This is a genomic window from Acinetobacter sp. CY73, from assembly GCF_059515865.1.
The window spans coordinates 54688-80895 of the sequence record NZ_JCAKMZ010000003.1 but is presented as its reverse complement, the minus strand read 5'-3'; the positions used below and the strand labels follow the sequence as shown (position 1 = coordinate 80895).

At 39.4% G+C, this 26208-nt stretch carries 22 protein-coding genes; 13 read left to right on the top strand and 9 right to left on the bottom strand.

The genetic code is table 11. The annotated features are described in order from the left end of the window. Positions 1–166: 166 nt before the first annotated feature. From AC5YD2_RS02960 to AC5YD2_RS02930, 7 genes are all read left to right on the top strand, one after another. The gene (locus AC5YD2_RS02960) at positions 167–2350 is read left to right on the top strand and encodes a carboxy terminal-processing peptidase (RefSeq protein WP_496124882.1); all 2184 of its coding nucleotides are present in this window, start codon (positions 167–169) and stop codon (positions 2348–2350) included. A gap of 214 nt (positions 2351–2564) precedes the next feature. Further along, on the top strand, positions 2565–4628 hold the full coding sequence (locus tag AC5YD2_RS02955) for a bifunctional diguanylate cyclase/phosphodiesterase (RefSeq protein ID WP_496124881.1): 2064 nt from the start codon (positions 2565–2567) through the stop codon (positions 4626–4628). Positions 4629–4929: 301 nt separating this feature from the next. Further along, a complete protein-coding gene (locus tag AC5YD2_RS02950) occupies positions 4930–6522 on the top strand; it encodes a peptide chain release factor 3 (protein WP_496124880.1) in 1593 nt (530 codons plus the stop codon). Positions 6523–6616: 94 nt separating this feature from the next. Beyond that, positions 6617–7471 (top strand): hypothetical protein, encoded by an 855-nt coding sequence (locus AC5YD2_RS02945; RefSeq protein ID WP_496124879.1) that lies wholly within the window; start codon positions 6617–6619, stop codon positions 7469–7471. Between the two features lie 157 nt (positions 7472–7628). After that, a complete protein-coding gene (locus tag AC5YD2_RS02940; RefSeq protein WP_496124878.1) occupies positions 7629–8609 on the top strand; it encodes an RsiV family protein in 981 nt (326 codons plus the stop codon). Positions 8610–8641: 32 nt separating this feature from the next. Next, positions 8642–9475: a TatD family hydrolase gene (locus AC5YD2_RS02935; protein WP_496124877.1), complete on the top strand. Its 834-nt coding sequence runs from the start codon at positions 8642–8644 to the stop codon at positions 9473–9475. A 366-nt stretch (positions 9476–9841) separates the two neighbouring features. Continuing rightward, positions 9842–10627, top strand: a complete 786-nt coding sequence (locus tag AC5YD2_RS02930) for a tRNA threonylcarbamoyladenosine dehydratase (protein ID WP_496124876.1) — start codon at positions 9842–9844, stop codon at positions 10625–10627. Positions 10628–10685: 58 nt separating this feature from the next. Here AC5YD2_RS02930 and dusA read toward each other — a convergent pair whose 3' ends face one another. Next, complete coding sequence (gene dusA, locus AC5YD2_RS02925) at positions 10686–11711, bottom strand: tRNA dihydrouridine(20/20a) synthase DusA (RefSeq protein ID WP_496124875.1); 1026 nt, start codon at positions 11709–11711, stop codon at positions 10686–10688. 177 nt (positions 11712–11888) lie between these two features. Between dusA and AC5YD2_RS02920 the strand changes: the two genes are divergently transcribed. Further along, entirely contained in the window at positions 11889–12146 is a 258-nt protein-coding gene (locus AC5YD2_RS02920) for a hypothetical protein (RefSeq protein ID WP_496124874.1), read from the top strand. A gap of 45 nt (positions 12147–12191) precedes the next feature. Continuing rightward, a complete protein-coding gene (locus tag AC5YD2_RS02915; protein WP_496124873.1) occupies positions 12192–12539 on the top strand; it encodes a hypothetical protein in 348 nt (115 codons plus the stop codon). A 101-nt stretch (positions 12540–12640) separates the two neighbouring features. Here the strand turns inward: AC5YD2_RS02915 and AC5YD2_RS02910 are convergent, their stop codons facing one another. Next, a complete protein-coding gene (locus AC5YD2_RS02910) occupies positions 12641–13846 on the bottom strand; it encodes an MFS transporter (RefSeq protein ID WP_496124872.1) in 1206 nt (401 codons plus the stop codon). Between the two features lie 21 nt (positions 13847–13867). Further along, positions 13868–14299, bottom strand: coding sequence for a RidA family protein (locus tag AC5YD2_RS02905; protein WP_496124871.1), 432 nt, complete (start codon positions 14297–14299; stop codon positions 13868–13870). A 66-nt stretch (positions 14300–14365) separates the two neighbouring features. On the opposite strand from AC5YD2_RS02905, the gene soxR reads away from it, so the two are divergent. After that, the gene (soxR, locus tag AC5YD2_RS02900; RefSeq protein ID WP_496124870.1) at positions 14366–14848 is read left to right on the top strand and encodes a redox-sensitive transcriptional activator SoxR; all 483 of its coding nucleotides are present in this window, start codon (positions 14366–14368) and stop codon (positions 14846–14848) included. Positions 14849–14902: 54 nt separating this feature from the next. Here soxR and AC5YD2_RS02895 read toward each other — a convergent pair whose 3' ends face one another. Then, complete coding sequence (locus tag AC5YD2_RS02895) at positions 14903–15829, bottom strand: DMT family transporter (protein ID WP_496124869.1); 927 nt, start codon at positions 15827–15829, stop codon at positions 14903–14905. Positions 15830–16741: 912 nt separating this feature from the next. On the opposite strand from AC5YD2_RS02895, the gene AC5YD2_RS02890 reads away from it, so the two are divergent. The 3 genes from AC5YD2_RS02890 to AC5YD2_RS02880 are packed head-to-tail and all read left to right on the top strand — an operon-like array spanning position 16742 to position 19653. Continuing rightward, positions 16742–17869: a Re/Si-specific NAD(P)(+) transhydrogenase subunit alpha gene (locus AC5YD2_RS02890; RefSeq protein WP_496124868.1), complete on the top strand. Its 1128-nt coding sequence runs from the start codon at positions 16742–16744 to the stop codon at positions 17867–17869. Positions 17870–17880: 11 nt separating this feature from the next. Beyond that, positions 17881–18204, top strand: coding sequence for a proton-translocating transhydrogenase family protein (locus AC5YD2_RS02885; RefSeq protein ID WP_278362360.1), 324 nt, complete (start codon positions 17881–17883; stop codon positions 18202–18204). A gap of 3 nt (positions 18205–18207) precedes the next feature. Next, a complete protein-coding gene (locus tag AC5YD2_RS02880) occupies positions 18208–19653 on the top strand; it encodes an NAD(P)(+) transhydrogenase (Re/Si-specific) subunit beta (RefSeq protein ID WP_496124867.1) in 1446 nt (481 codons plus the stop codon). A 271-nt stretch (positions 19654–19924) separates the two neighbouring features. Here the strand turns inward: AC5YD2_RS02880 and rsfS are convergent, their stop codons facing one another. The 5 genes from rsfS to AC5YD2_RS02855 all read right to left on the bottom strand — a co-directional run bounded on the left by rsfS (position 19925) and on the right by AC5YD2_RS02855 (position 26071). Continuing rightward, the gene (rsfS, locus tag AC5YD2_RS02875) at positions 19925–20329 is read right to left on the bottom strand and encodes a ribosome silencing factor (protein WP_496124866.1); all 405 of its coding nucleotides are present in this window, start codon (positions 20327–20329) and stop codon (positions 19925–19927) included. 112 nt (positions 20330–20441) lie between these two features. Continuing rightward, a complete protein-coding gene (locus AC5YD2_RS02870) occupies positions 20442–21224 on the bottom strand; it encodes a hydroxypyruvate isomerase family protein (RefSeq protein ID WP_496124865.1) in 783 nt (260 codons plus the stop codon). 84 nt (positions 21225–21308) lie between these two features. Next, the gene (locus tag AC5YD2_RS02865; protein WP_496124864.1) at positions 21309–22175 is read right to left on the bottom strand and encodes an NAD(P)-dependent oxidoreductase; all 867 of its coding nucleotides are present in this window, start codon (positions 22173–22175) and stop codon (positions 21309–21311) included. Between the two features lie 63 nt (positions 22176–22238). Further along, positions 22239–23027, bottom strand: coding sequence for a crotonase/enoyl-CoA hydratase family protein (locus AC5YD2_RS02860; protein WP_496124863.1), 789 nt, complete (start codon positions 23025–23027; stop codon positions 22239–22241). Between the two features lie 245 nt (positions 23028–23272). Beyond that, positions 23273–26071: a GacS-like sensor histidine kinase gene (locus tag AC5YD2_RS02855; protein ID WP_496124862.1), complete on the bottom strand. Its 2799-nt coding sequence runs from the start codon at positions 26069–26071 to the stop codon at positions 23273–23275. Positions 26072–26208 lie beyond the last annotated feature (137 nt).

Here is a 26208-nt window from a genome sequence, read left to right as displayed (position 1 = left end):
AAAACAATACCCGAATTCTGCAATGATTTGCTACATTTTCTCATTAGAGATTATGATAAAAATACACGGCAGAGACATAAAAAATTGTTTAAGATTTTGAATATCAAGCATTCATATCAAAATAACAGTAATGAAATTGGTTAATCCAAGGAAACACAAAGTATTTATGAAACTACAAACATTAGCTTGTGCAGTTGCGATTGCAACAGGTGGTTTATTTTTTACTCATGCGATGAATGATGCGATTGCTGCGAGTGACCCAGTAACGTCGACAGCTCAAAGTATCCAGCCATCTAGAGAGCAAGCCTTAGTTTCACGTCAGCTAGCAACCTTAGTTGATCGTCAGCATTATTTAAATATGCGCCTTGATGCCAATACATCGAATCGTATTTTAGATATGTATTTGGATAGTCTAGATCCAGATCACAGCTTATTTCTCGCGAATGAAGTGAGTCAATATAAAAAGAAATATGGCTCAACCTTTGGAGCAGCTTTAAAAGCAGGTGATTTGTCTGGTCCTTATGCCATTCATGAGCAATATCGTCTGCGACTTAAACAATTTTATGAATTCATGTTGGCTGAGTTGAAAAAGCCACAGAACTTAAAGCAAGCAGATGTATATATTGAGACTGACCGCGAGAAAGCGCCGTATTTTACCCAGCGTGCAGATCAAGAAACGCAATGGCGTAAAATGCTGGTATCTCAATTGATCAACTTGACGATCACTAAAGAAGAAGAAGCAGCGAAACAGCAAGCGTTAAAAGATGACCCAACACTTGCGGATGGACAGGACTTAACAGCATCAGAAGATTTAACCCCCGTTGAAACTTTAACTAAGCGTTATACACGTCAATTGGAACGTATGGCACGTATTAAAAGTGACGATGTTCTAGATAAAACATTAAATGCCATGTTGGCGACATATGATCCTCATAGTAACTATTTCCCGCCTGTGGATGCGATGGAATTGAACCGTCAAACGACTTTACAGTTAGAGGGAATTGGTGTATCCATCCGTCCAGATCGTGGTAATGAAGATTATACCAAGATTGAAACCATCGTTGATGGCGGTCCAGCAAGTAAAACCGGACAAGTGAAGTCAGGTGATCGCATCATTGGTGTTGCTCAAGATGGCGAGAAGATGGTCGATGTGATCGGCTGGCCAAGTTCAGAGATTGTAGGGCTTATTCGCGGTAAACGTGGCACCAAGGTCACCGTGAAGTTACTTGGTGCGGGCGCTGCCATGAGCCAAGCACGATCAGTGACTATTGTTCGAGATGTGATTCAAGAAGAAGATGCAGGTGTTCGTTCACGGACTGTGGAGATTAGCCGTGATGGTAAGAAGCATGTTTTTGGTGTGGTTGAAATCCCATCGTTCTATTTGAACTATCGTGCACGTAGAGCAGGGGCGGATTATCGTTCTGTCTCTGAAGATACCAATAAAGCCTTACAGGCATTAGCCACTAAAAATGTTGAAGGCATTTTGATTGACTTGCGTAACAACCCGGGTGGCTCACTCGAAGAAGTTGCCAAAATGCTAGGACAAGTCATTAAGTCTGGGCCGGTCGTACAGATTCGTGATGGCAATGGTAATGTCAGCGTCTTTGAGGATACCGATGGGGGTAAGCAGACCTATGCGGGTCCTCTCGCAGTCATGATCAATCTGGCATCTGCATCTGCCAGTGAGATTTATTCTGCTGCCATTCAGGACTATGGTCGTGGCGTTGTGATTGGTAGTACCACGACAGGTAAAGGAACTGCGCAGGTTCAGCTGGATACTTTGGCCCATGGTCAAGCAACGCTTACCCAACGTAAGTTCTATCGCGTCACGGGGGGCAGTACGCAAAATAAAGGGGTGATTCCAGACATCAAACTTGTCGATATCTACGATGAAGAATTTGGTGAGCGTAAGGCAAAAAATGCATTGGAATGGGACACGATTGCAACCACGCCATTTAAACGTGAAGGTGAAATCGAAAGTCATATTCCAGCATTAAGTGAGAAATCTAAACAACGTGTTGCTGCTGATGCACAGTTTCAATACTTAGAAGCGCGAAAAACGATCGCTCAAGCGGCGAAAGAACAAAAGAAAATTGTTCTAGATATAGACAAACGCAAAGCTGAACTTAACGCGCTTGAACAAAAAACCTTAGATGCTGAAAATAAACGACGAACGGAAACAGGAAAAAAACCTTATCCAAACTGGGAAAGTTATCAAGCTTCAATGGATGCTTTGGTTGAGTCAAGATCTAAAATTAAGGCAAATCAAAGACCTGCGCTTCCTGAAGAGGAAACATTCGTCATAGAAGCTGCAAACGTCTTATTGGACTTGAATCACTTGAAAAAATAACTAAATTTAATCTTTAGTTTAGTTAAAAAATGGCGTATTTTTATATGCCATTTTTTTATATTCCCAGATAAAAAGAACTTGACCTTCAATGAGATGGTGATATTGTTGTAAGCGATAAACGCTCATTAAAAGTTGAACCTTCTTACATTTATAGGCTGTATTTTTGGGGTTTAAATAGAAGAATAATTAGGTTCAGGAATGGAATAGTTTTTATATGATTCATATGAGTTATAATTATGCACTTGTAACAGGTTCTGTCGTAGCGGCAGTCATTACCTGTTATGTTGCTATTTCATTACAGCAGCTCATATTTTCAAATTCCAACTCATCTCGAAAAAAAACACTTATATTTTTCAGTGGATTGATTCTAGGCTTTGCGATTTGGGTCATGCATTTTGTTGGCATGCTGGCTTGTCATTTGCCCGAAGGCTACAGTTTTTCTCCAAGTGTTACTTTCTTATCCTATATTATTGGCGCTGCAGCCTCTATTTTTGCAGTTTGGCTTACAAGCCGTGAAACCTTACCTCTAAGCCGGTTGGTACTGGGCTCTTTTGTAATGGGGATTGGTATATCTGGGATGCACTATACTGGGATGGTTGGGTTACTTATTCCAGGGTATATCATCCATTACAACTCCATGTTAGTCATACTTTCTGTTCTGATTGCGATTTGTGGTACAGGTTTGACATTTTGGTTATTTTTTAAAATAAAACAAATTAATGCAAATGGTTTTATCTTAAAATTAACAGTCGCAGCATTATTAGCCATTAGTATTGTTGGGATGCACTATACAGGCATGGCAGCAGCGAGCTTTCATACGATTCAAGAAAGTATGCATGCGATGGCGATGCAGGAAGGTTCGGAATTAACACTCTTTGTGATTATTGCGATTACTTGCTTGATACTTGTTGCGTCTTTTGCAGTCGCTATTTTGGAATTAAGATTAGAAGACCGAAATTTACAGCTCTTAAGAGTCAATCAAGAACTGGAAAATTTAGCTTTACAAGATAATCTCACCAAACTTCCCAATCGGTTATTTTTAATTGATTACACCACTTCGCTATTTTCCCTGCATAAATTTTCAAATAAAAAAATCGCATTTATCTATATTGATTTAGATCGATTTAAAGCAGTGAATGATGCTTTTGGACATCATATTGGTGATGAGTTGTTGGTGAAGCTTTCTCAGCGGCTGCACGCGCTATTAGAGCCCGATCAAAAACTAATACGGCTTGGTGGCGATGAATTTTTATTGGTGATTGAAAACTTTAAACCTGACCGTACTGAAGCTGTTGCAGAAATAATTTTACAGAATATTCAAGATGGTTTTAATGTTGCAGGTAAAGAAATCAATGTATCTGCAAGTTTAGGCGTTGTTTATTATCCTGATCATGGCACAAATTTACATGACCTGTTGATCAATGCAGATGCGGCTATGCTTCAATCGAAGGAGCAAGGGCGTAACACATTTAGTGTTTTTAATTATTCGCTTGACCAACAAGAAATTGCACGCAGTCAATCGAAGCTCATCAATGATCTTTACAAGGCCGTAGAAGAACAACAATTTGTATTATTCTATCAACCAAAATTTAACGCAGATCTAGAAGTTTGTGGCGTAGAGGCATTGATACGTTGGAAGCATCCAAGTCTAGGATTGCTCGCGCCAAATATGTTTATCGAGGGTGCTGAACAAACAGGTCTCATTATCAAAATGGGCTATTGGGCACTTGAGCAGGCATGTAAGCAATTACAAATTTGGACGGCGCAAGGACGTGCATTTGCACCTATTGCGGTCAACTTATCTGCAGTTCAATTTGAGCATAAACAGCTGATTGATACTTTAGCCAATTTGATTGCGAAATATAACGTTGATCCAAGTGATTTAATTATTGAAATCACTGAATCTACAGCAATGCACCATATTGATATGAGTATTCGTACTTTTGAAAATTTGCGTAATTTGGGTATTTCTTTGGCGATTGATGACTTTGGAACAGGACATTCAAGTTTCTTGTATTTGAAAGATCTACCGGTTGATGAGTTGAAAATTGACCGTGAATTTATTCGTAATTTATCAGTGGGTTCAAAAGATGAGATTATTCTTCGTAGTATTATTGAATTGGCGAATCGTTTGGGTTTAGTGGTTACTGCAGAAGGCGTGGAAACACAGCAACAAGCAGATATTCTTAAAGCTTTAGGTTGCCAGCAATTCCAAGGTTATTTACTCGGGATGCCATTGCCTGTAGACCGATTAGAAACCACTTTTAAAAATGTTTGATTTAGAGTGGATGCCTTTTAATTCAAATAGTCGATGCAAATAAATCTTGAATTTAAAATTTTTATTTTTTTGAATATATTTTCTACTCAAGCATTTAGATTCATATCCAAGAAATGCGTTCAGCTCCCTCCTCAATAAGCATTTCACTTAAAGTTTTTAAGCAATTGATTTTCACTGTTCAGTATCACATTTTGCATATCACGATCAGAAAACAATAGCGATAAATCTGCTACAATACTGCCAAATTTTAAATTTGATCAGCACTTGATCTTGAAGCTGCTCTTCTGCGGCAGGTATTAACATGAGCTTTAAAGATGAATTAGCGGCACAAGTCGCTCAAAGACGTACGTTCGCTATCATTTCCCACCCCGATGCGGGTAAGACCACCATGACAGAAAAATTACTGTTGTGGGGGCAAGCGATTCAGGTTGCAGGTATGGTGAAAAGCCGTAAGTCTGATCGTGCAGCGACATCTGACTGGATGGAAATGGAAAAAGAACGTGGTATCTCGATTACCACGTCGGTGATGCAATTTCCATTTAAAGACAAAATGATTAACCTTCTAGATACACCGGGACATGAAGATTTCTCAGAAGACACCTATCGTACATTAACAGCTGTAGACTCAGCATTAATGGTGATTGATGGTGCAAAAGGTGTCGAAGATCGTACGATTAAATTAATGGAAGTGTGTCGTATGCGCGACACACCGATCATTTCGTTCGTCAACAAAATGGACCGTGAGATTCGTGAGCCATTAGAGTTGCTTGATGAAATCGAAAACGTCCTCAAGATCAAATGCGTTCCGTTGACTTGGCCTTTAGGGACTGGCCGTGATTTCGCTGGTGTTTATAACATCATTGAAAAGAAATTCTATGTGTATCAAGCGGGCTTTGGGTCAACCATTACAGATATTGAGGTTCGTGATGGTTATGACTATCCAGATCTACGAGAAAAAGTAGGTGACTTGGCTTGGGCGGCATTTGAAGAATCACTAGAGTTAGTTGAAATGGCAAATGAGCCATTAAACACGGAAGAGTTTCTAGCGGGTCGTCAAACGCCTGTGTTATTTGGTACAGCTCTGGGTAACTTCGGTGTTGATCATGTGCTGGATGCATTTAGCTTATATGCACCTGAGCCGAAAGCACATCCTACTGAAGCGCGTAAAGTTGAAGCAACTGAAGAGGGTTTCACAGGCTTTGTCTTTAAAATTCAAGCCAATATGGATCCAAAACATCGTGACCGTATTGCATTCATGCGTATTTGTTCAGGTCGCTATGAGAAAGGCTTGAAAATGAAGCATGTACGTCTAGATAAAGATGTACGTATCAGTGATGCCTTAACATTCCTTGCAGGCGACCGTCAGCACTTAGAAGAAGCGTGGCCGGGTGATATCATTGGTTTGCATAACCACGGTACGATTCAGATTGGTGATACCTTTACTTCAGGTGAAAAACTTCAATTTACGGGTATTCCTCACTTTGCACCTGAAATGTTCCGTCGCGTTCGTTTAAAAGATCCATTGAAATCTAAACAGCTTCAAAAAGGTCTGAAAGAGCTTTCTGAAGAAGGTGCAACGCAAGTGTTTATGCCACAAAACAGTAATGACTTAATTGTTGGTGCTGTGGGTGTGCTTCAGTTTGAAGTGGTTGCATACCGTCTTAAAGAAGAATACAAAGTGGATTGTGTTTACGAGCCAATCAGCATCAATACAGTTCGTTGGGTTTCTTGTGATGATGAGAAAAAGTTCAACGAATTTAAGAAAAAAGCACATGATCAACTGTCTTTAGATGGTGGTGGGCATTTGACTTATCTTGCTCCAAGTCGTGTGAATTTGCAGTTGATGCAAGAGCGTTATCCTGATATTAATTTCCGTGCAACACGTGAACATTAATACAGTTTAAATACGTATAGTGATAAAAAACAGCTTCTTCAGGAAGCTGTTTTTATTTCAAAATAGCTTATGATCATTTAGGTGAATTCAAGGAATGTATGCTGTGAAAATGGAACTCAATAACTCAACATTTATACCTACATTTTTCAAGGCATGTTTATTCAGCTTCTGTATTTCGAGTCTGGTGGCTTGTGATGCTAAAAATAAAGAATCAAATGATGAGCAATCGAATATCGAATTGAAAAAGGAACAACAAGCAGAGATTCTTCCTTTTTTAAATATTCAAGAACAACCCGCAAAATATGCTTTGCCTTTTTGTGAGAAGAAAAATTGTATTGAGATGGATATTCAAACGATTCAAACTCAAGATGCATGGATGAATCAATGGATTGCTGAAAGCCAATCACGTGTGATTCAGGATCAAATAGGTTTAAAACAAGCGATGTCATTGCAACAAGCAATCGATGCCTATGTCAAAAAATCAGATGCTTGGCAGGCTGAGTTTGCAACAAATCAGGCTTATGAATTGCATTTGAATACGCGAATCGCCTCACAGCGCAACCAATATGTATTACTACAAGTGATTGTGAATACCAAGCAACAAAGTATGACGGTCAAAGACCGTGGTTATTTCTTTGTCGCTGATCGAAAATTAAAAAAGAAGTTAAGTTTGTTGGATGTGATTCAAAACAATCAGCAAAATGCTTTAAATGAAATGATTCAAGTAAAATATACTGAATGGAAAGCAGATCAAAGTTCTGACACCCAGAAAGCAGCGCCTAAAAAATTGTATTGGGGACAAAGCGACTGGTTTTTTGATGGTGAAGGCATCGGGCTACATTATCGCGCCAATGAAATTGTTAAAGATGGGACTCAGTTAGATATTTATCTCACCAAAGAACAAACGTCACAGGTGTTACGCCCAGAAGTCATTGAAAAAATGTTTTAAATTTTATAATGATAGCGACTGTCATATTCTGTAAGAACTAAGCGGTTAAATTTAAACTCAAGGTATCTAAACCTATACAAATGAAGCTTGAGCATGCTAAGTGACAGCGCTAGGCTAGGATTTTAGATAAAAGCGATTTCCTGATTGGGATCAAGAGATGTTAAAAATTAATAAACTAGCTTTAATGCCCGTGATCAGCTTAATGGCACTGATGAGTGCTTGTCAGCCCGTTGATAAAGATCAAGATGCAAAAGCGCCGATTGATCAAGGTGAAGTATCAGAGCCTGTTGTTGAGCAACTTAGACTCATTGGTTCAACGCAGACGATTCCAGTGGTACTTGAACCCTGTCGTGGCAATGGTTGCCCTGAAATCCGTCTTGATCGATTAAGTACAAATCAACCTGAGTTAGACAAAATCATTGATCAGGCAATCGTGAAAATTCTTCAATCAACGATTGAAGTCGATGCAAAAGATGAAAAGGCATCGCAGGATGTAATTACTGCGTCTGATGCAAATACTGAAACGTCTGCCAGTGAAGTGGATCAACAAGCTACTGCTACTCAGGCTTTGGCACAGCAGATACAGCCTTACGTTAATAATTTTTTAAAATTGGATGATGAGCTGAAAAAGCTCGGTGTAAATCATGAAATTACATTTAGTGTAAGCCCTAAAATTTTAAACTCTCAAGAGCCGTTGGCAACTGTGGTGATCAACTCAAGTCATTATTTGGGTGGTGCGCATGGTTCTTCAGCGCAGCACTACTATAATTATGATTTAAAAGAGAAAAAAATCATTGAACTCGATCAATTGATTGAAGCCAATAAACGGGTTGATCTGAAACAATTGGCACATGACCAATTTAAAACATGGGTGATAGACAATAAATTGGCTGAAAATGTTCAAGACTATGAACAAGCTTGGAAATTTGAGCTGAGTCAAAACTACTATTTGGGCAAGCAAGGCTTAATTTTACAATATCAAGAATATGAAATTGGTCCTTATGTGGTGGGTTTACCGCGGTTAACGATTCCCTATGAACAGCTCAAAGGTATTTTGAAACCGCAATATTTACCTGAAGCGTTTAAAGAGCAACAGGCAAGTTCAGATGCCGTGGTTACTCAGTCGTCTAAGACATAAACCTCAATAAAGTAGAGTACGAAAGAGATCTCATGAGTTCTTTGACCCCTGTTCCTTTGTTTGATACACATACACATTTTGATGTATCGGATTTTGATGCTGATCGCGCAGAATTAGCACTCAAAGCAAAACAGGCAGGGGTGCAGGCGCTTGTCTTAATTGGTTTTCTACGAGAGCGTTTTGATATTTTAATTCAGACGCATCACCAACTGAATCAATTACCTAATGCACCACGAAGCTATTTAGCACCAGGGCTTCATCCTTTTTATATCGAGCAGCATCAAACTCAACATTTGGATGAATTAGAGAAGATATTGAGTGAGCATGATTGTGTTGCTATTGGTGAAATTGGCTTGGATACTTTTTTAAAGCAGCATAAGCAAGCTGAAATTTTCGAGAAGCAAAAGCTTTATTTTTCAAGACAAATAGAGATGGCGCAACATTTTGATAAACCCATATTGCTACATATCCGTAAGTCCCATGCAGAAACTTTAGCGATGCTTAAAAAACATCAATTTAAGCAAGGTGGTATCGCACATGCGTTTAGCGGGGGTGTGGAAGAGGCAAAAGCATTGATCAAATTGGGTTTTAAGTTGGGGATTACAGGACAAATTACCAATCCTCAAGCCAAAAAGCTCCACACAGTCGTACAGGAGCTTGGTATTGAGCATTTGGTCTTAGAAACAGACTGTCCCGACATGACGCCACTATGTTGTCAGCTTTCGAATCAACATCGGACACGGAACACACCTGTCAATTTACCCTTCGTTTTAGATGGACTTGTTGACGTATTCGGTGGTGATCGTGAGCAAATCGCCAATACAGTATGGATGAATTCTATGGAGGCGTTACATTTAAAATCCTAGATTAAAAATTTAAGCTTAAACGTTTAAAACAGGATAAATTTAATTTTGAAAATGTTGTTAGATTAAGCAAATGATCGGTAGCTTCGTTTCAAAGTGTTATGTTTGCTTGAATGTTTAATCAAACTGACATATGTTAATGTCAGAATGTAATCTAATTCTAATCACTCTATTTCATGTGCCATTACAGACCAAACATTAGATACCAAAAAATACTCAGTTCTCCAGGCCTCACACCAAAAGCAGTGGGGCTTTTTTTTATCTAGCTTTTTAGATAATGTCGTTCAGCGACAATCATTCGGCTGAAAATACATTTTCACAGGTGAATTTGTTAAAATGTAATTTGTACTTTTAAGATTGATTTGAGCTATGACTGAAATTCTCCAAGATGATGAATATGAACGCCGTTTTGCAGGTGTTGCGAAAATTTATGGAGAACAAAGCTTCAATCATTATGAGCAAAGTCATGTCATGGTCATCGGGATTGGTGGGGTTGGTTCTTGGGCGGTTGAAGCTTTAGCGCGTACAGGGCTTGGTGAGTTGACATTGGTCGATATGGATGTGGTTGCTGCGTCAAATATTAATCGTCAATTACCTGCAATGACGACAACCCTCGGTCATGAAAAAATTGAAGTGATGGCTGAGCGTTGTCGCGCCATTAACCCTAGAATTAAAATCAATTTGATCGATGATTATTTAACACCTGAAAATATCCCAGACATTCTAGCGAGTACACCTGATTTGATTCTGGATTGTATCGATGATGTGAAAGCCAAATTTGCTCTAATGTTGCATTGTCGCTTTAACAAAATTCCTTTGATTGTCTCGGGTGGCGCAGGTGGCAAGCTTGATCCGTTAAAAATCCGTGTGGCTGACTTATCTAAAACCGAACAAGACCCAATGTTAGCCAAGTTACGGACTCAACTCCGTAGCAAAGGTATTTGTAAAAAGCCAAAAGAGAAATTTGGTATTACCTGCGTGTACTCGATTGATAATCCATTCTCAAGTGCTGAGGTTTGCCCAAGTGCAGGATTGCGCTGTGGTGGTTATGGTTCGGCTGTCGTTGTGACTTCGAGTTTTGCCATGGTGGCAGTTTCAGAAGTACTTAAGAAATTGGATCAGAAAAAAGCCCAGCAATTAAACGCTTTAAAGTGAGTTGATTGCTTAAACTTCATTGTAAAAAGCCCCAATTTATGGGGCTTTTTTATAGGTATTAAATTTCAGGTTGCTGATTTCTGAGTTCACTTTCTTTTAAATAATCTTCAGTGCGTTGCATCGCTTCTTTGATATTCACAATCGCATTTTCAACATCAGCAAAAGTTTTGGCATTGCCACCACTTAAAGCCTGACGCCATTTACGTGCACCTGGTAAATTTTGGAATAAACCGAGAATGTGACGTGTGATAATAGAAAGTGGCGCACCTTCTTGCATACGTTTCGCAATATACGGCATCATTTGATCCATGATTTCAAAACGATCAGGCAGATCTAAATTCCACAATTGACCGAGTTCAGCCAATAAATACGGATTATGGTAAGCCTCTCGTCCAATCATTACCCCATCAACATGCTTGAGATGTTCTTGGGTTTCTGCAAAGGTCTTAATACCACCGTTGATTTCAATCAGTAGATTCGGGCGGTCTTGTTTTAATCGGTATACATCTTGATAACGCAAAGGTGGAACATCACGGTTTTCTTTCGGTGATAAACCTTGCAGTAATGCAATACGGGCGTGAACGATGAAATTATTACAGCCTGTCTTCGCCACGGTATCGACGAAATGCAACATTTCTTCATAAGACTGCATGTCATCAATCCCAATTCGATGTTTTACCGTCACTGGAATATCAACCGCGTTGCGCATCTCTGAAATACATTCAGCGACTAGATCAGGCTCTGCCATCAAGCATGCGCCAATTTTATTATTTTGAACGCGGTCACTTGGACACCCGACATTGAGGTTGACTTCATCATAGCCCCAGTCTTGCGCCATTTTGGTACAGGTTGCTAGGTCTTTCGGATCAGAACCACCAAGCTGTAAAACAATCGGATGTTCTTCATGGTTATAATCTAAATGACGATTCGCCCCACCGTAAATAATCGCACCAGTGGTTACCATCTCGGTATACATAATCACGTTTGGATTGAACAAGCGAGCAAAGAAACGGTAGTCCTTAGTCGTCCAATCCATCATCGGTGCAACCGAGATTCGAGGTGTTAATGACTGGATTGATGACATAAACAAGATCCGTAGCAAAGAATATAAAGAGCGCAGAATTATACGAGTTTTCGAAAAAAATCGACAGTCTTAGAAAAATACACACATTTAATGGGTATGACATAACAAAATCAAAATTGTGCAATGTTTAAAATTTAAGTATGTTGGAAAAATAAGAGATAAAAGTCAGAGGTCACTATGATCTACGTACTTGAAGAAATATTTAAAAGTACAAAAAATCAAAATTCTGAGCAATTTAATTTAAGGATTCAACGCTCATTGAGTTGGTTAAAAAAATCAGTGTTGATGGAAGATGATAAAGATCTTCAGTTTTTAAGCCTATGGGTTTCTTTTAATGCCATTCATGCAGAAGATGTAGACAGTAAAACGCAACAAAAAGATCAGATTGGACAATTTCTAGAGTTGATTTCACATCAAGATGCAACACAAAAATGATCAAATATTGTATGGGAGAAACTCGAAGCACCCATTAAAAAGGTATTGGATAATCCATATTCTTATCAAATGTATTGGGACTATCGCAATCAAACGGTGTCTCAAGCTACATGGAGAGAGCATTTTGAAAATGAGAAAAAACGGATACAGCATCTGCTAGAGATAAAAGATTTAAACACGCTGCTTTATACCCTCTTAAACCGAATGTTAACCATTGAGTATCAGATTTTACAGGGTGGTGTCAGCTATAACAGCAGTTTAAACCGTCCTTTAATTGGTCAATGTTGCCAAATTTTAACGGCATTGATTCCCGCAATTTTAGAACTACTCATTAATAATGCTCAAAAGTGGCATTTCTTAAAACCACATTATCCTGTTGTACAAGTTTCATAATAAAAGTCTCTTAATAAAGATGCTCTTTATAAAAGTCATCCAATAAAAAAGCCTCAATCGGGGCTTTTTCTAAGATCAAATGATCGAATCTATCTCGGCTTTCAAACAATATTGTGACGACGAATAAAACGAAAATCGACTATTGCAAAAAAAGCAGTACATATCACTAATCCCACACCAACCAGACATGACATTGCCCAACCCCCATGATGCCATGCATAAATACCTAAAGCAGAACCAGCAGCGCCACCAATAAAATAAGAGGTCATATAAATCGAATTAATGCGAGACTTCGCATCGGGACTGAGCCTAAAAATAATATTTTGATTACTACTGTGTACGGATGCGAGCCCTAAATTAATCAGACCAAAACCAATAATGTAGCTGATCAGGTAATACTGCCCGAGATAGAGAAAAATCCAGCTGATTCCTAATATCCCAATCCCAGACCAAGTGATGGTTTTGGTATAGCCCTGATCTGCAAATTGTCCAATTTTTTTAGTCGATAAAGCGCCAAATATTCCAACCAAAGTCAATAACCCGATCATCACATCAGAGAGTTGAAAAGAGGAGCTGAGTAGGATAGCCATGGTTGAAAACAAGATACTCATAGTGGCAAAAGCAAAAGCACCAACACATGAACGGAAGATTAAACGTGGCTCATCTTTCAGTAGTTTTCCCATCGAACGAAAAATACTGGCATAGCTCATTTTACTGGTTTCAATATAAGGGAGTCTCAGATTGAGCACCACTGCCACCATGAGCATAAGTATGCCACTGACGATATAAATCAATTTCCAATTGAATAAATTGGAGAGTAAGCCCGCTAAACTCGTTGAAATCAGAATACCCACAAGTAAGCCACTCATCAGTAGACCGACCACTTCACCTGTTTTTTCAGGTTTCACTGCCATGGTCGCAAAAGGAATCAGAATCTGAGCCGCGACAGAGAATAATCCTGTGATGATTGTTCCAATCCAAAGCATTTCAAGATTGACTGAAAATGCACAAATAAATAAGCCTAATGAGGCTAGAAACATAAGGAATGGAATGAATTTAGTTTTATTGAGAATGTCGCCCATCGGTACGATGAACAATAAACCAAGTGCATAAGACACTTGGGCAAAGGTCACATTCAATGCTACATCAGGGGCAGGTGCTTGAAAGTACAGCTGAATAGAGTTGATTAAAGGTTGTGAATAGTAGTTTGCACCTGCACAAATACCACAGGCAATTGCCATTAATAATAACAGTCCTTTGTCCTGACTAATGTCTTTTTGATTGAGCTGATCGAGGTCATGCTGCATCTTTATATCCTTGTGATCACCTTAAGCACAATAAGCTGTTGCTTCAATCTCAATCAGCATATCTGTCGTCGCTAAACAAGGAACAGGTATGAGCGTACATGCTGGAAATTTTTTATCTTTCCATATTCTATTCATTTCACGAATCAAAAGCTGATGTTTTTGTGAATCATGATCCACAACGAGTATTCTCAAAACGGCAATATCTGAGAATTTTGCGTTGCAATGATCTAGTGCAGTTTTAATATTATTAAATGTGTTGATCAGCTGTTGTTCAAAACCGATAGCGCATACACCATGAATATCCTCACCACCTTGACCTGCGATGTGAATAATCCGTGAGAAATTTTTTACTTCTGCAACATGACTATAAGCATAGGGAATCGGGTTGTATAAAGCCGATGGATTGTAAATACTCAGGATGGAATTTTGCTTACTGTGATTAGAATTTGACATGAGAAGGTGACATTTAAAAGATGATGAGTGATTATCAAAGCTCTAGTTAACTTGAGGTCAAGTGCTGTGGGAGAAAATTTAGGACAGTGGCTCAGTATTGGTGGATTGGCGCAACGTAGTGGAGTGTCAGTCGCAACCTTAAGGTTCTACGAAGATAAGGAACTGATTTGGAGTGTACGCACAGAAGGTAATCAAAGACGTTATCAGCGTTCTATGTTGCGACGCATCGCGATTATAAAAGTTGCACAACAAGTGGGGATTAGTCTAGCTGACATAAAACAAGAGTTTGAAAACTTACCCAGACAAGGTGTGACTGGCCAAAAAGATTGGCAGAAGATGTCGAAGAGCTGGCATACACTGTTAGACGAAAAAATTATCAACCTGCTACAACTGCGTCAGCAATTAGATTGGTGTATTGGCTGTGGTTGTTTATCCATGACAGAATGTCCACTTCGCAATCCAAATGATGAGCTAGGGAAGCAATCCGCAGGGGCACATTTTAATAAAATATTATTTGAGCTTGATCATGAGCGCTTAATCATGAAGTAACTGTTCAACTTTCATTACTGGACAATTCAGTTAAATGGATTAAGCCATTCGTGATTAACGGCCAAGCTTACTTTTTGACAACGAGATAATCATCACGCCAACAATATTCAGTGCACAACCCAACCATTGGATGATATTCATTGATTCACCCAAAAATAAAGTCGCTAAAATAATGGTGAGGATCGGTCCAATTGAACCAATCATTGCGGTTTGTGAAGCCCCAATTCGCGCGATACTTTGAGCGACCAATAAGGTTGGAATGACCGTTACGCCAATACCTAAAGCAACACCATACCAAATTACGACTTCAGGAAGTTGCATGAGAAGTTGTACAGGATTCGGTGTCGCAATAAAGTAATGTGTAAGTGTTCCCAGACATGCCACACTCAAAGCCAAACCTGTAAAGTTCCAAGAGCCAAATTTTTGAATCAGTTTAGGGGTAAACAAGAGGTAAATCGCAAAACACACAGCACTAGCAAAAACCAAACTTGCACCTAACCAAAAATTACTTTCATGTGGGACGTTGCTTTGCTCTTGCCACATCACAATCACGGTTCCGCCGTAGCTGAGTGCGATGGCAATGATGCTTTTAAGGCTTAAAGCTTGTTTATAGATAAAGCTTGATGCCAATACCGTTAAGGTTGGATAAAGAAATAAAATAATTCTTTCTAATGATGCACTGATATACATCAAGCCTGCAAAGTCTAACCAACTTGAAATATAGAAACCGAGTAAACCCGCAAAGATCAGAAAGAGCCAATCTTTACTATTCAGATTTTTGTTGTGATGACGATTGAACCACGCGATGAGTAAGAAAAAAGGCAAAGCACTGAACATACGTAAAGCCATCAGTACTGTTCCATCAACCAAACTCGATAACTCATAAGCCTGTTTAATGAAAATAGCTTTGGTACTAAAAAGGAATGCGGCAGAAAGAGCGAAGACTGAGCCCAGTTGAGTGCCTGATAAGGTGACTTTCATTTGGATCTACAGTTTCTCTATTTAAGTATTTTAAGCCTGGAGTGAAATTGAGTGCCGTTAGAATGGCTATTCAGTATATGAAGTTTTGATCCATCAATAAAATAATAAAAGCTGATTTAGTCGATAGCAACATGGTATCTCTTTTAAATCTGAATCTTGTAAATCTAAGTCTTTTCAATATTGTCGCTTGATTCAGAATAGGGCTTTAACGTTTGATTTGATCATTTCATCTAAATCACTGATTATTTTTCGCACCAATTTGGTTCAAAAAATACAATCTAGTGTTGAGTCATCATCAAACAAAATGCAGAAACAAATTAAATGCATCAAATTGCGATGAATAGAAAAAAACACTGATTATTTCTTGTGCGGTTTTAATTTTCATTCTCTCAATCAAAAACGGCAAAACATCAGAGTTAGATCAATTGACCCAACTGACAGCAATATGGCTTTCTAAAAGTCATGTTGAATTATCTTAATCATAAAAGAAATGTCATTAAAGCAAATGGATAGTTTGACTAAGACTGAAACGTTGATCACATCTGCTTTCAGCACTTTTTTAAGCATTGGTATTTTTGTCTGAAAAGTTTAAAAAAATGTCAGAAAGATCAATTTACAGTTAAAGATATTCTTATTTAATTTATAAAAATCTGCACAGAATAGAAATTGATTAATAAGTGATCTAATTTAATCCTGTTTGTGATAATTTTTCGTCAACAAATACATATAAAAATATTTTTTAGATAAAAAAGTGTGACCTTGTCGTTCGAAATACACCCATTTATTAAATAAATACTGGGTAGTATTTTAAAAAAGTTCAATTAGAATCAAAAAATTCGTATGAATTATATCCAGAGGGGAGCATCACAGGTTGTGATGTTTACTTAAGAAAAATTAGCTTGAGGAATGCTCATGCAGATCGGAATCCCTACTGAAACTGTCGTCGGTGAAACTCGTATTGCTGCGACGCCAGAAACAGTCAAAAAATTAATTGGCGCAGGTCATAGTGTCGTCATTGAACGTGGAGCAGGTGTAAAAGCTGCTTATATCGATAGTGCTTTTGAACACGTTGGTGCGACAATGACCGACGACGCATATACAGGTAGCCAACTCATTTTGAAAGTTCGTGCGCCACAAGCGTCTGAAATCGAAAAATTATCAGCGAATACATCCGTCGTTGCAATGTTTGATCCCTACCGTAATCCCGATTTAGATCAGTTTGCGAGCAAGCAGATTTCTGCATTCGCATTGGAACTTTTGCCACGAACCTTATCTCGTGCGCAAAACATGGATGTATTGTCATCTCAAGCAAACTTATCTGGTTATAAATCAGTATTACTTGCTGCGGCTGAATATCAACGAATGTTCCCCATGCTGATGACGGCTGCAGGTACCGTAAAACCTGCACGTGTGGTGATCATGGGGGTAGGTGTGGCAGGTCTTCAAGCGATTGCAACCGCAAAGCGTCTTGGGGCAATTGTTGAAGCAACAGATTTGCGTCCAACTGCACGTGATCAAGTGGAATCACTGGGTGGTAAATGGTTAGACGTACCCATGTCTGACGAAGAAAAACAAAAAGCTGCTGATGCGGCTAAAAATGGTTATGGCTGGATGCCGGGTGAACAGTACATTCAAGACCAAGCCGTGATCGTGGACAAAGCAGTATCGAATGCCGATATTGTGATTACAACTGCACTCTTACCTGGTCGTAATGCACCGCGTTTAATTAGTGCTGCAACTGTTGCCAAGATGAAACCAGGTTCTGTGATTTTAGACATGGCGGTTGAGTCTGGGGGGAATGTCGAAGGTTCGGTGTGCGGTGAAAATGTCGTGACGGCAAATGGGGTGAAAATTTTGGGTATTCCAAATATTCCAGCGACTGTATCTACAGAAGCTTCTGCACTTTATGCACGTAACGTATTCAATTTCGTTGAAACGCTTTTTGATCAAGATAAAAATTTCAAAATCAATCAAGAAGATGAAATTCAAAAAGCATTGCTTGTCACGCATGGCGGCCAAGTGCTGTTAAAACGTGGTTAAGGAGACTGATCATGGTTGAAACAATTACAATTTTTGTGCTCGCAATCTTCGTAGGGTATTACGTGGTTTGGGGCGTTACACCGGCACTTCATACACCGCTTATGGCGGTGACCAATGCACTTTCTTCAATCATTATTGTCGGTGCGATGATTCAAACTGTTGGACTTCCAATCGTGGGCGTTGAAGGCAGTGTGGATTTCCAAACCATCAATGTAGTGAGTGTTTTGGGTGCGATTGCTGTGTTCTTGGCAAGTATTAATATTTTTGGTGGCTTTGCAGTAACTGCTCGAATGCTAGAAATGTTTAAACCTAAGCAAAAGAAAAAAGAGGGTTAATTCATGGAAATGATTCGAGAATATGCGGATTGGTTCTACCTGATCGGTGCCGTACTTTTTATCTTAACTTTGCGTGGTTTATCGGGTCCTAAAACTGCGATCCAAGGGAACCGCTACGGTATGATCGCAATGGCGATTGCTGTATTGACGACCTTCTTTGTAGCAGATAATCCTGTTGTTTGGATGATTGTCGGTGCAATGGTACTTGGTGCAATTGTGGGTATTGCACGTGCGCGTACAGTGCCAATGACACAAATGCCTGAAACAGTGGCTTTAATGCACTCTTTAGTTGGTCTAGCTGCGGTATTGATTGCGATTGCTGCGATTATTCACAATAACAAACTGATTGAATTGGGTCCTGACCTTTTAGCTGCAAATGGTGTGAATTTCCATGAAATGAGCCGAGTTCATTTATTTGAACTGTTTGTAGGCTGTTTTGTCGGTGCGATTACCTTTACAGCATCGGTCTTCGCTTATGGTAAATTAGCTGCGAAGAAATGGGCGAAAACCATTTCTGGTGGATGGGTTAAACCCGTTCAAGCATTGATCTTTATCGCGATGCTTGGTTTCGGTGTTCATTTCTTCCTAACAGGTCATATGAATTCATTCTGGGCGATGACAGGTTTGGCACTTGCCTTTGGTTGGGTTTGGATTGCGCCTGTAGGTGGGGGTGACATGCCGGTAGTGGTGTCATTATTGAACTCATTCTCTGGTTGGGCTGCGGCAGGTATTGGTTTTACTTTAGAAAACAATATGTTGATTGTTGCTGGCTCTCTAGTCGGTTCTTCTGGTGCGATTCTGTCTTACATTATGTGTAAAGCAATGAACCGCTCAATCATCAACGTTTTGTTCGGTGGGGCAATGGGGGGAGCAACTGCACCAACAGCGGGTGCCGGTGAACAAGTTCAACGTAACCATCGCTCTGGTTCTGCAGATGATGCTGGTTTTTTAATGTCAAATGCGGACAGCGTTGTGATTGTGCCAGGTTATGGTATGGCGCAAGGTCGTGCACAAAATGCGGTTAAGGAACTCGCAAACTTGCTTAAAGAACAAGGTGTAACGGTTCGTTTTGCAATTCACCCAGTTGCAGGCCGTATGCCAGGACATATGAACGTATTACTTGCAGAAGCAGATGTTGCCTATGAAGATATTCTAGAAATGGATGAAATCAACTCTGATTTTCCTGCGACAGATGTGGTCTTGGTGATCGGTGCAAATGACGTGGTGAACCCTGCGGCAAAAGATGATCCAAGTTCTCCAATCTATGGCATGCCGATTCTTGAAGCGCATAAAGCACGCACGATTATGGTGATCAAACGTTCAATGGCAACAGGTTATGCGGGTCTGGATAATGACTTGTTCTATAACGACAAGACCATGATGATCTTTGGTGATGCGAAAAAAGTCGTTGAAGACATGACTAAAGCCATTAATGGTACAGGTCACTAAGACTTTAATTTCCTAATGTAATGAAAACCACCTTCGGGTGGTTTTTGCGTTTTATGCCAAGTTGCAGGGCAAAGTATTTCCGAAATCTCAGGGTCTTGATTCAAGACACACCTTGTAAATGATTAATGGCATCGAAGCTAAATAGATAGTATATAGCATTCTCATTAATCGAGATTATGTCTTAATATCGTTAGAAAATACCAAGATTACACCAAATTAAAGTCATAAAAAAAGCGACTTCAAGAGTCGCTTTTTTCATTCATGTGCGTTTTTAAGCTACAGGTTCTGTAGCAGCATTGCGCCATAAGCTTTCTAAGTCGTAGAATTTACGTGCTGTCGGAAGCATGACATGAACAACAACCAGACCTAAATCAACAAGGATCCATTCTGCATCGCTTTCACCTTCGATACCGATCGGACGGAAGCCAGCTTTACGTGCTTCATCAGCCACGTTGTTTGCTAGAGACTTCACATGACGTGTAGAAGTACCTGATGCAATCACGATAGCATCAGCAACGTTACTAATCGCTGAAACTTCAATCGTAGTAATTTCTTTCGCTTTAACGTCTAGCAATGCTTCTTTAACAACAGCCAAACATTGTTGAACAGATTGATTTTGAGAATTCATTGAGAGTTCGTGAGAATTAGAAGCGCCGGGCGATGGTTCTAAATTCATGAGAAGTGTTTTGTCCTGACTATAACTCATCTTTCACTATAGCGCTTTTACACTAAAATTTCAAATTTAGTGGATAAAACCATCAAGCGATTCTCTAAACCCATTGAGCCACTTAATTCGAAAAGTATTTATCTTTCCAATCAAATGAAGTTTCAGACGTTGGGGTGGGTTTATATTCTGCCCCAACAAAACCTTTGTAATTACTTTGATTTAAATATTCAAAAATATCTACATAGTTGATATCACCAGTATCAGGTTGATGACGATGAGGACAATCTGCAAATTGGATATGACCTATAGATTGAATATTCTCTTGTAATGCTTCGAGGATATTTTCATTCATCATCGCCATATGGTAGCAATCAAATTGCATTTTCAAGAAAGGATGATTGACGGCTTCGAGCATTTCTTGTGCTTGAGCAATATTCTGAATCAGAAAACGTGGCATATCCGTGCCATTAATCATCTCAAATACGGGTTGAATGTTATTGTCAGAAAGCTTGATTGCAGCAAACTTTAAATTTTCAGCCAAAGTGGTCAAGCAAGGGAGAAGGTCAGCATCTTGAGGCTGCTTTCCCGCAAGAATATTCACCGAGGACACTTGTAAAGCAGTGGCATATTCAATCGCACGTTCTACCGCTTGTGCAAATGCAACTTCTTGACCCGGTATTCCCGCAAGTCCATTTCCACCTTGCATCAGATCACCTGCTGGGACATTGATCAGACAAAGTCTAAGCTGGTGCTCATCTAATTGCTGTTGAATGGTGGCAATATCTAATTCATAAGGAAATTGAATTTCGATATTCTGAAAACCATGTTTTTTTGCCAATGCGAAACGTTCAACCAAAGGAACTTCAGTGAAAATCATCGACAAATTGACAGCCAGTTGAATCATGAAAGTATTCCTTTGTTTATTTATAAGTTGAAGCGTAAGTTAAAGCAGATGAAGTCGTATAGCCATGAACGATGGAAACAGTAGCTACTTTTCAACGTGTTGAATGACCGTTGCTAAATCATCTTCAGCATGACCGAGTTGTTGATGCGCTGACAATTGCGAAAATGCTTGTTTTGCAACAGGAATATCTAAATCAAATTGTTCAGCAAGCTTTAAGGCATTGTTTAAATCTTTGGATAAAGTTTTCACTTTCCATTGCACAGGTTCAAAAAGATGGATTGCCATACGTGGCGCAAGTATTTGAAAAGGTTTTGAGTCCGCAAATCCATCGGCCAGTGCAGGTGCAAGTAAACGTGTATCCACACCTGCTTGACCCGCCAGCGCTACGGCTTCTGCAATGAGCGTACTGTTTGCAGCTACGATCAGCTGATTACAGATTTTGGTTGCTTGCCCTGTACCTGTATCACCCATCCGCGTAACACGTTGAGAAAGTACAGCATAGATCTCGCTCAGATTTTCAATCACATTGGTATCACCACCCGCGAAAATCACCAATGAACCGTTTTCAGCACCTGCTGTTCCGCCTGAAACAGGGGAATCAATCCAAATGACATTTTTAGATTTTGCTTCTTCAGCGAGACTTTTGGTTTTATCCACAGATAAACTTGAGAAATCCACAATCACCTGATGTGCAACTAAATGGGGCTTGATCAGATCCAATACACTTTGCACGGCATCATCATCAGATAAACACATCAGTACAACAGGGTAGTTGCCCACCTCTTCTAAATTGATGAATTTTGCACCTTGAGACAAAAGCGGATCACATGCGGATGCAGTACGATTCCAGACGGCCACTTTAAAGTCGGCTTGAAGCAGTCGAGAAGCCATGCGACTTCCCATTAAGCCCATGCCTAAGAATGCAATTTTAGTCTGTTTGGTGTAGCTCATAGCAACTCTTCCGTGATTCTGATTGTGCGATTAAGTGAGATGATGTGAAACACATCATTCTGTCTATTTGAATTGGCGCGGTAAAAATTGTACTTCAGGATGTTTATCTTTTTTACGGGCAATTTGACTATTTTTACCCAAAAGTAATTTGAGTTGCCAAATTTTCTCTAAACGTAATGATTTTCTAGGCTGATGTTGCATCGCGTCGAGTACTTGTTTGACCGCTGCTAAAGCATCTGGTGAGCGTTGTAACATTTCTTCAGCAATGGTTTGAGCCTTCACCAAAGGTTGATCATCTAAATGCGTGACCAATCCAATGTCTTTTGCATAATGGCCTTCGAAAATACGTGCTGTTAATGACAGTTCTTTAGCAAGATCAATACCAATCACACCTTTAATCGAGCGTGTTAATCCCATATCAGGCACGAGTCCCCAACGTGTTTCCATAATCGACATTTGCGTTTTAGGATGTGCAATACGAATATCGGCTGCCAGTGCCAATTGCATACCCGCACCAAAGCAGTATCCTTCAATGGCTGCGATCACAGGTACAGGGAGTTCTTGCCAAATGAGAAAAGCTCTTTGAAATAAACTTTGACCGGGTTTAATTAACTCCCAAGCCGCATAAGCACGATTTTTAGGATTATTGAGGTCGGCAAGGTCGATACCAGCGCTAAACACTGATGCCTCACCTGTTAAAATGACACAACGAATAGTGCGGTCTTTTCTAATTTTTTTAGCGGTATCCACCAATGCCTGAAGTAAAGCAAAACTCATGGCATTACGCTTTTCTGGGCGGTTTAAATAGACTGTCGCAATACCATTATTTTTTTCAATACGTAATAAATCCATGATCTCTACTCGTGATTATTGTGTTATGCATCAAGCATAGCATGTGTCTGATTGGCATACATGACAGCTGAGTCATCTGTCCTTTTTCTAAATGCTAGGCTTCCAAGGACTTAAATAAAGTAAATAAGATGACGCACCTTTAAAGCTTATTGCTTAAGAATTCATTCTCTACGCAACACAACTAAGCAATTAAAACTGATTCAAATTAAAACTATTCAAACTTTTAACCATCGAATCTAAAAACTTTAAAAAATTTGTTGATAGGCCATTTCAACATCATGAATCGCATGTTTCATTTTTTCCAAACGTTGTAGCGTTTCAGCAATGAATTTTTCATCGGCTTTACGTCTCTCTTTTCTCAACGTAGAAACAAATTGCTCAAATTCACCTGTAATCACTTGGAGTTGAGGCGTGCCTACATAACGTGTTGCTCCGTATAAACGATGCAGTACATGCTCAAGTTGAGGATAGTCCTCCATCTCAATCAATTGCTCAATTTCATTCAGCTCCGTCGGGAAGCTGTCGACCAACATTTTCAATAGGTCTTGCGCTAAATCTTCTTTATTTGCTGCCAGTTGAATACATTGTTTCCAATCTAAAATATTAGGATCAAGCGTATCTAAGCGACTCGATTTTTCTTGTGACTTTAAGGGTTTTACAAAATTATCACTGGTCCAATGGGTCAAAATTTGAATAATTTGATCCATCTGAATTGGCTTGGTCACATAGTCATCCATGCCGACTTTGAGTAATTTTTCTTTTTCATCGGCGAGGGCATGAGCAGTGAGAGCAATAATCGGCATTTTCATGCCTTCAATGGTGGATTCTAATGAACGAATCGCACGTGTAGTATCAATCCCAGACATCACTGGCATTTGAATGTCCATAAAGATCAAATCAAATGGTTCAGCACCTTGTTGAATGCGTTCTTGAATGATCTGTAAAGCCTCTTGCCCACTTTGAGCCTTGGTTGTTTTGACATTGATATCGCCTAAAAGTGCTTCAAGTACGATCAGGTTGGGTAAATGATCATCGACAGCTAAAATATTAAGATCAAGGGCTTTGAAATCATCATGTTTTTCAGCTTCAAAGATAGGCTTATTGTCTAAAAGTTGAATCAGCGAAGAACGACTTAAAGGTTGATATAAAGGGCGTGCTTTATATTCATTGAGCATATTTAAGTCGAGCGACATTTGATAGCCATAGATGGCAATATGTCCTTGATAGCGACCACGGATTTCACGTAATAATGCTTGTGTATCACCACTGTGGTCGACAATCAGCCATGTATTGTCGATATCAATATTTGAAGCGTTTAGACGGCTAAAGAGATCTAAAATAGATGCGGATTCAATATGCTCAACTTGATAATTTTCAAGATAATGACGTAATACATTGGCAGTCGCAGGGTGTGCCAAATAAGAAATGACTTTCAATTCAGGGTATTGTGGATGAATGATCTCTTCTTCATCCACCTCAAACTGTGCTGTAAACCAAAAGGTTGATCCTTTTTCTGTAGGCGCACGTTCCTGATTATCCTCAAAGCCAATTTGCCCATGCATTAAGCTGACCAACTGCTTTGAAATGGCTAAACCTAAACCCGTACCGCCAAACTGACGGGTAACCGAGGCATCACCTTGTGAAAAGGATTCAAATAAGCGTTTACGATCTGTACCACTTAAGCCAATCCCACTGTCTTGTACACTGAAATGCAGATGACAATGTCCAATATCATCATGTTCCATTCGTGCACGAACAATGATTTCGCCGTCAGGGGTGAATTTAATGGCATTGGAAATCAGATTGGTTAGAATCTGTTTAAAACGTAAAGCATCACCAATGACGTGTTGCGGTACATTATCAGCAAAATAAAAAGCCATATTAATATGCTTTTGCGCGGCCAAAGGTGACAGCATATCCATCACATCAAAGATCGCTTCTTCTAAATCAAAAGACGCTTTATCGAGTTCAAGCTTTCCAGCATCAATCTTACTGAAATCAAGCACATCGTTAATCAGTGCTAACAAATGCGCAGAAGATTTACGAATGGTTTGCAAATACAGACTTTGATCATTACTCAAGTTGTCTTGGCGTAACAACAAATGAATAAAGCCATCAATACTATTCAGAGGTGTTCTTAACTCATGACTGATGTTGGCTAAGAAGACCGATTTGGCTTGATTCGATGAAATTGCTTGGTCACGTGCTTGTTTATAGGTGATGTTTTGGACTTCAAGGGTGTCGAGTGTACGACGTAAATCATCTTCAGTTTGCTCAGTATGTTCTTTGAGTTCCAAGAAACTGAAATGTAATCGTTTAACAACGTTGGCAATATCTCTTTGTAAAAGACGAAGCTCCCCTGTACTGTTAATGACCATGTGTTGATCAAGCGTATCGGCATTTAATCGTTGTAATTGCATGCGAATTTCATACATAGGGGCAATCCAACGTCTTGAATAAAAATTCAGGCACAGCAGTAACAACAGTAAGGTCAACAAACCTGTTGTGATGAGCACGACAAACACGCGATATTGAGAGATCGCAAGCGGCTGATTGTCCAGTTCGATCACTAACCATTTTTTGTCAGGATGTGTACCATTCAGTTGAAGTCCATAGAGATTACTGTGATCTGATCTGATTGGACCGAAAAAACTGCCTTTAGTCGGTGGTTTAGGCCAAGTTCGTTGATTTTGATAGCCTAAACCTAAGTAGTTTTTTTGTTGTTGATCGACAATTGCAACGCTCAATAAGTATTTTTCATTGAACATATTTTGCAAAATACTTTTTGCACGATCATGTTGTTGCTGAGAAGGAGATGATTCTAAGATTACAACGACTTGCTCTGCCGTATATTTGTAGCGGCTTAATATGGCATTGGCTGCGAACTTTTGTTCAGATTTAGCTGAGTTGCTGGTTTCAGATAAAACCAAAGCAGAACCGACACTGGCAAGTATCGCAATCGGTACAAAAATCAGTGCAATGAGCTGACCATAAGCATGGTTAAGTTTAAGGCGTTTGAAGAGTTTGTTGTTGAAATTCGACATGTATTAAGCGGCTCATTCCCCATGCAAAGAATATTAGCATGCTTTATTAAAAATGCTTGCGCTTTAATCACTTTCGATAAAAAGCCTGTGAAGTTAATGCAGTTAGATTGATTTTTTCATACAATAGCCGAACCTCG

Coding starts and splice junctions, on each gene's coding strand:
- AC5YD2_RS02895 (WP_496124869.1), bottom strand. CDS start 15,829: ATGAAAGTCACCTTATCAGGCACTCAACTGGGCTCAGTCTTCGCTCTT.
- AC5YD2_RS02930 (WP_496124876.1), top strand. CDS start 9,842: ATGACTGAAATTCTCCAAGATGATGAATATGAACGCCGTTTTGCAGGT.
- AC5YD2_RS02935 (WP_496124877.1), top strand. CDS start 8,642: ATGAGTTCTTTGACCCCTGTTCCTTTGTTTGATACACATACACATTTT.
- AC5YD2_RS02885 (WP_278362360.1), top strand. CDS start 17,881: ATGGTTGAAACAATTACAATTTTTGTGCTCGCAATCTTCGTAGGGTAT.
- rsfS (WP_496124866.1), bottom strand. CDS start 20,329: ATGAATTTAGAACCATCGCCCGGCGCTTCTAATTCTCACGAACTCTCA.
- AC5YD2_RS02920 (WP_496124874.1), top strand. CDS start 11,889: ATGATCTACGTACTTGAAGAAATATTTAAAAGTACAAAAAATCAAAAT.
- AC5YD2_RS02855 (WP_496124862.1), bottom strand. CDS start 26,071: ATGTCGAATTTCAACAACAAACTCTTCAAACGCCTTAAACTTAACCAT.
- AC5YD2_RS02865 (WP_496124864.1), bottom strand. CDS start 22,175: ATGAGCTACACCAAACAGACTAAAATTGCATTCTTAGGCATGGGCTTA.
- AC5YD2_RS02945 (WP_496124879.1), top strand. CDS start 6,617: ATGTATGCTGTGAAAATGGAACTCAATAACTCAACATTTATACCTACA.
- AC5YD2_RS02905 (WP_496124871.1), bottom strand. CDS start 14,299: ATGTCAAATTCTAATCACAGTAAGCAAAATTCCATCCTGAGTATTTAC.
- AC5YD2_RS02955 (WP_496124881.1), top strand. CDS start 2,565: ATGATTCATATGAGTTATAATTATGCACTTGTAACAGGTTCTGTCGTA.
- AC5YD2_RS02870 (WP_496124865.1), bottom strand. CDS start 21,224: ATGATTCAACTGGCTGTCAATTTGTCGATGATTTTCACTGAAGTTCCT.
- AC5YD2_RS02910 (WP_496124872.1), bottom strand. CDS start 13,846: ATGCAGCATGACCTCGATCAGCTCAATCAAAAAGACATTAGTCAGGAC.
- AC5YD2_RS02950 (WP_496124880.1), top strand. CDS start 4,930: ATGAGCTTTAAAGATGAATTAGCGGCACAAGTCGCTCAAAGACGTACG.
- AC5YD2_RS02940 (WP_496124878.1), top strand. CDS start 7,629: ATGTTAAAAATTAATAAACTAGCTTTAATGCCCGTGATCAGCTTAATG.
- dusA (WP_496124875.1), bottom strand. CDS start 11,711: ATGTCATCAATCCAGTCATTAACACCTCGAATCTCGGTTGCACCGATG.
- AC5YD2_RS02890 (WP_496124868.1), top strand. CDS start 16,742: ATGCAGATCGGAATCCCTACTGAAACTGTCGTCGGTGAAACTCGTATT.
- AC5YD2_RS02960 (WP_496124882.1), top strand. CDS start 167: ATGAAACTACAAACATTAGCTTGTGCAGTTGCGATTGCAACAGGTGGT.
- AC5YD2_RS02860 (WP_496124863.1), bottom strand. CDS start 23,027: ATGGATTTATTACGTATTGAAAAAAATAATGGTATTGCGACAGTCTAT.
- AC5YD2_RS02880 (WP_496124867.1), top strand. CDS start 18,208: ATGGAAATGATTCGAGAATATGCGGATTGGTTCTACCTGATCGGTGCC.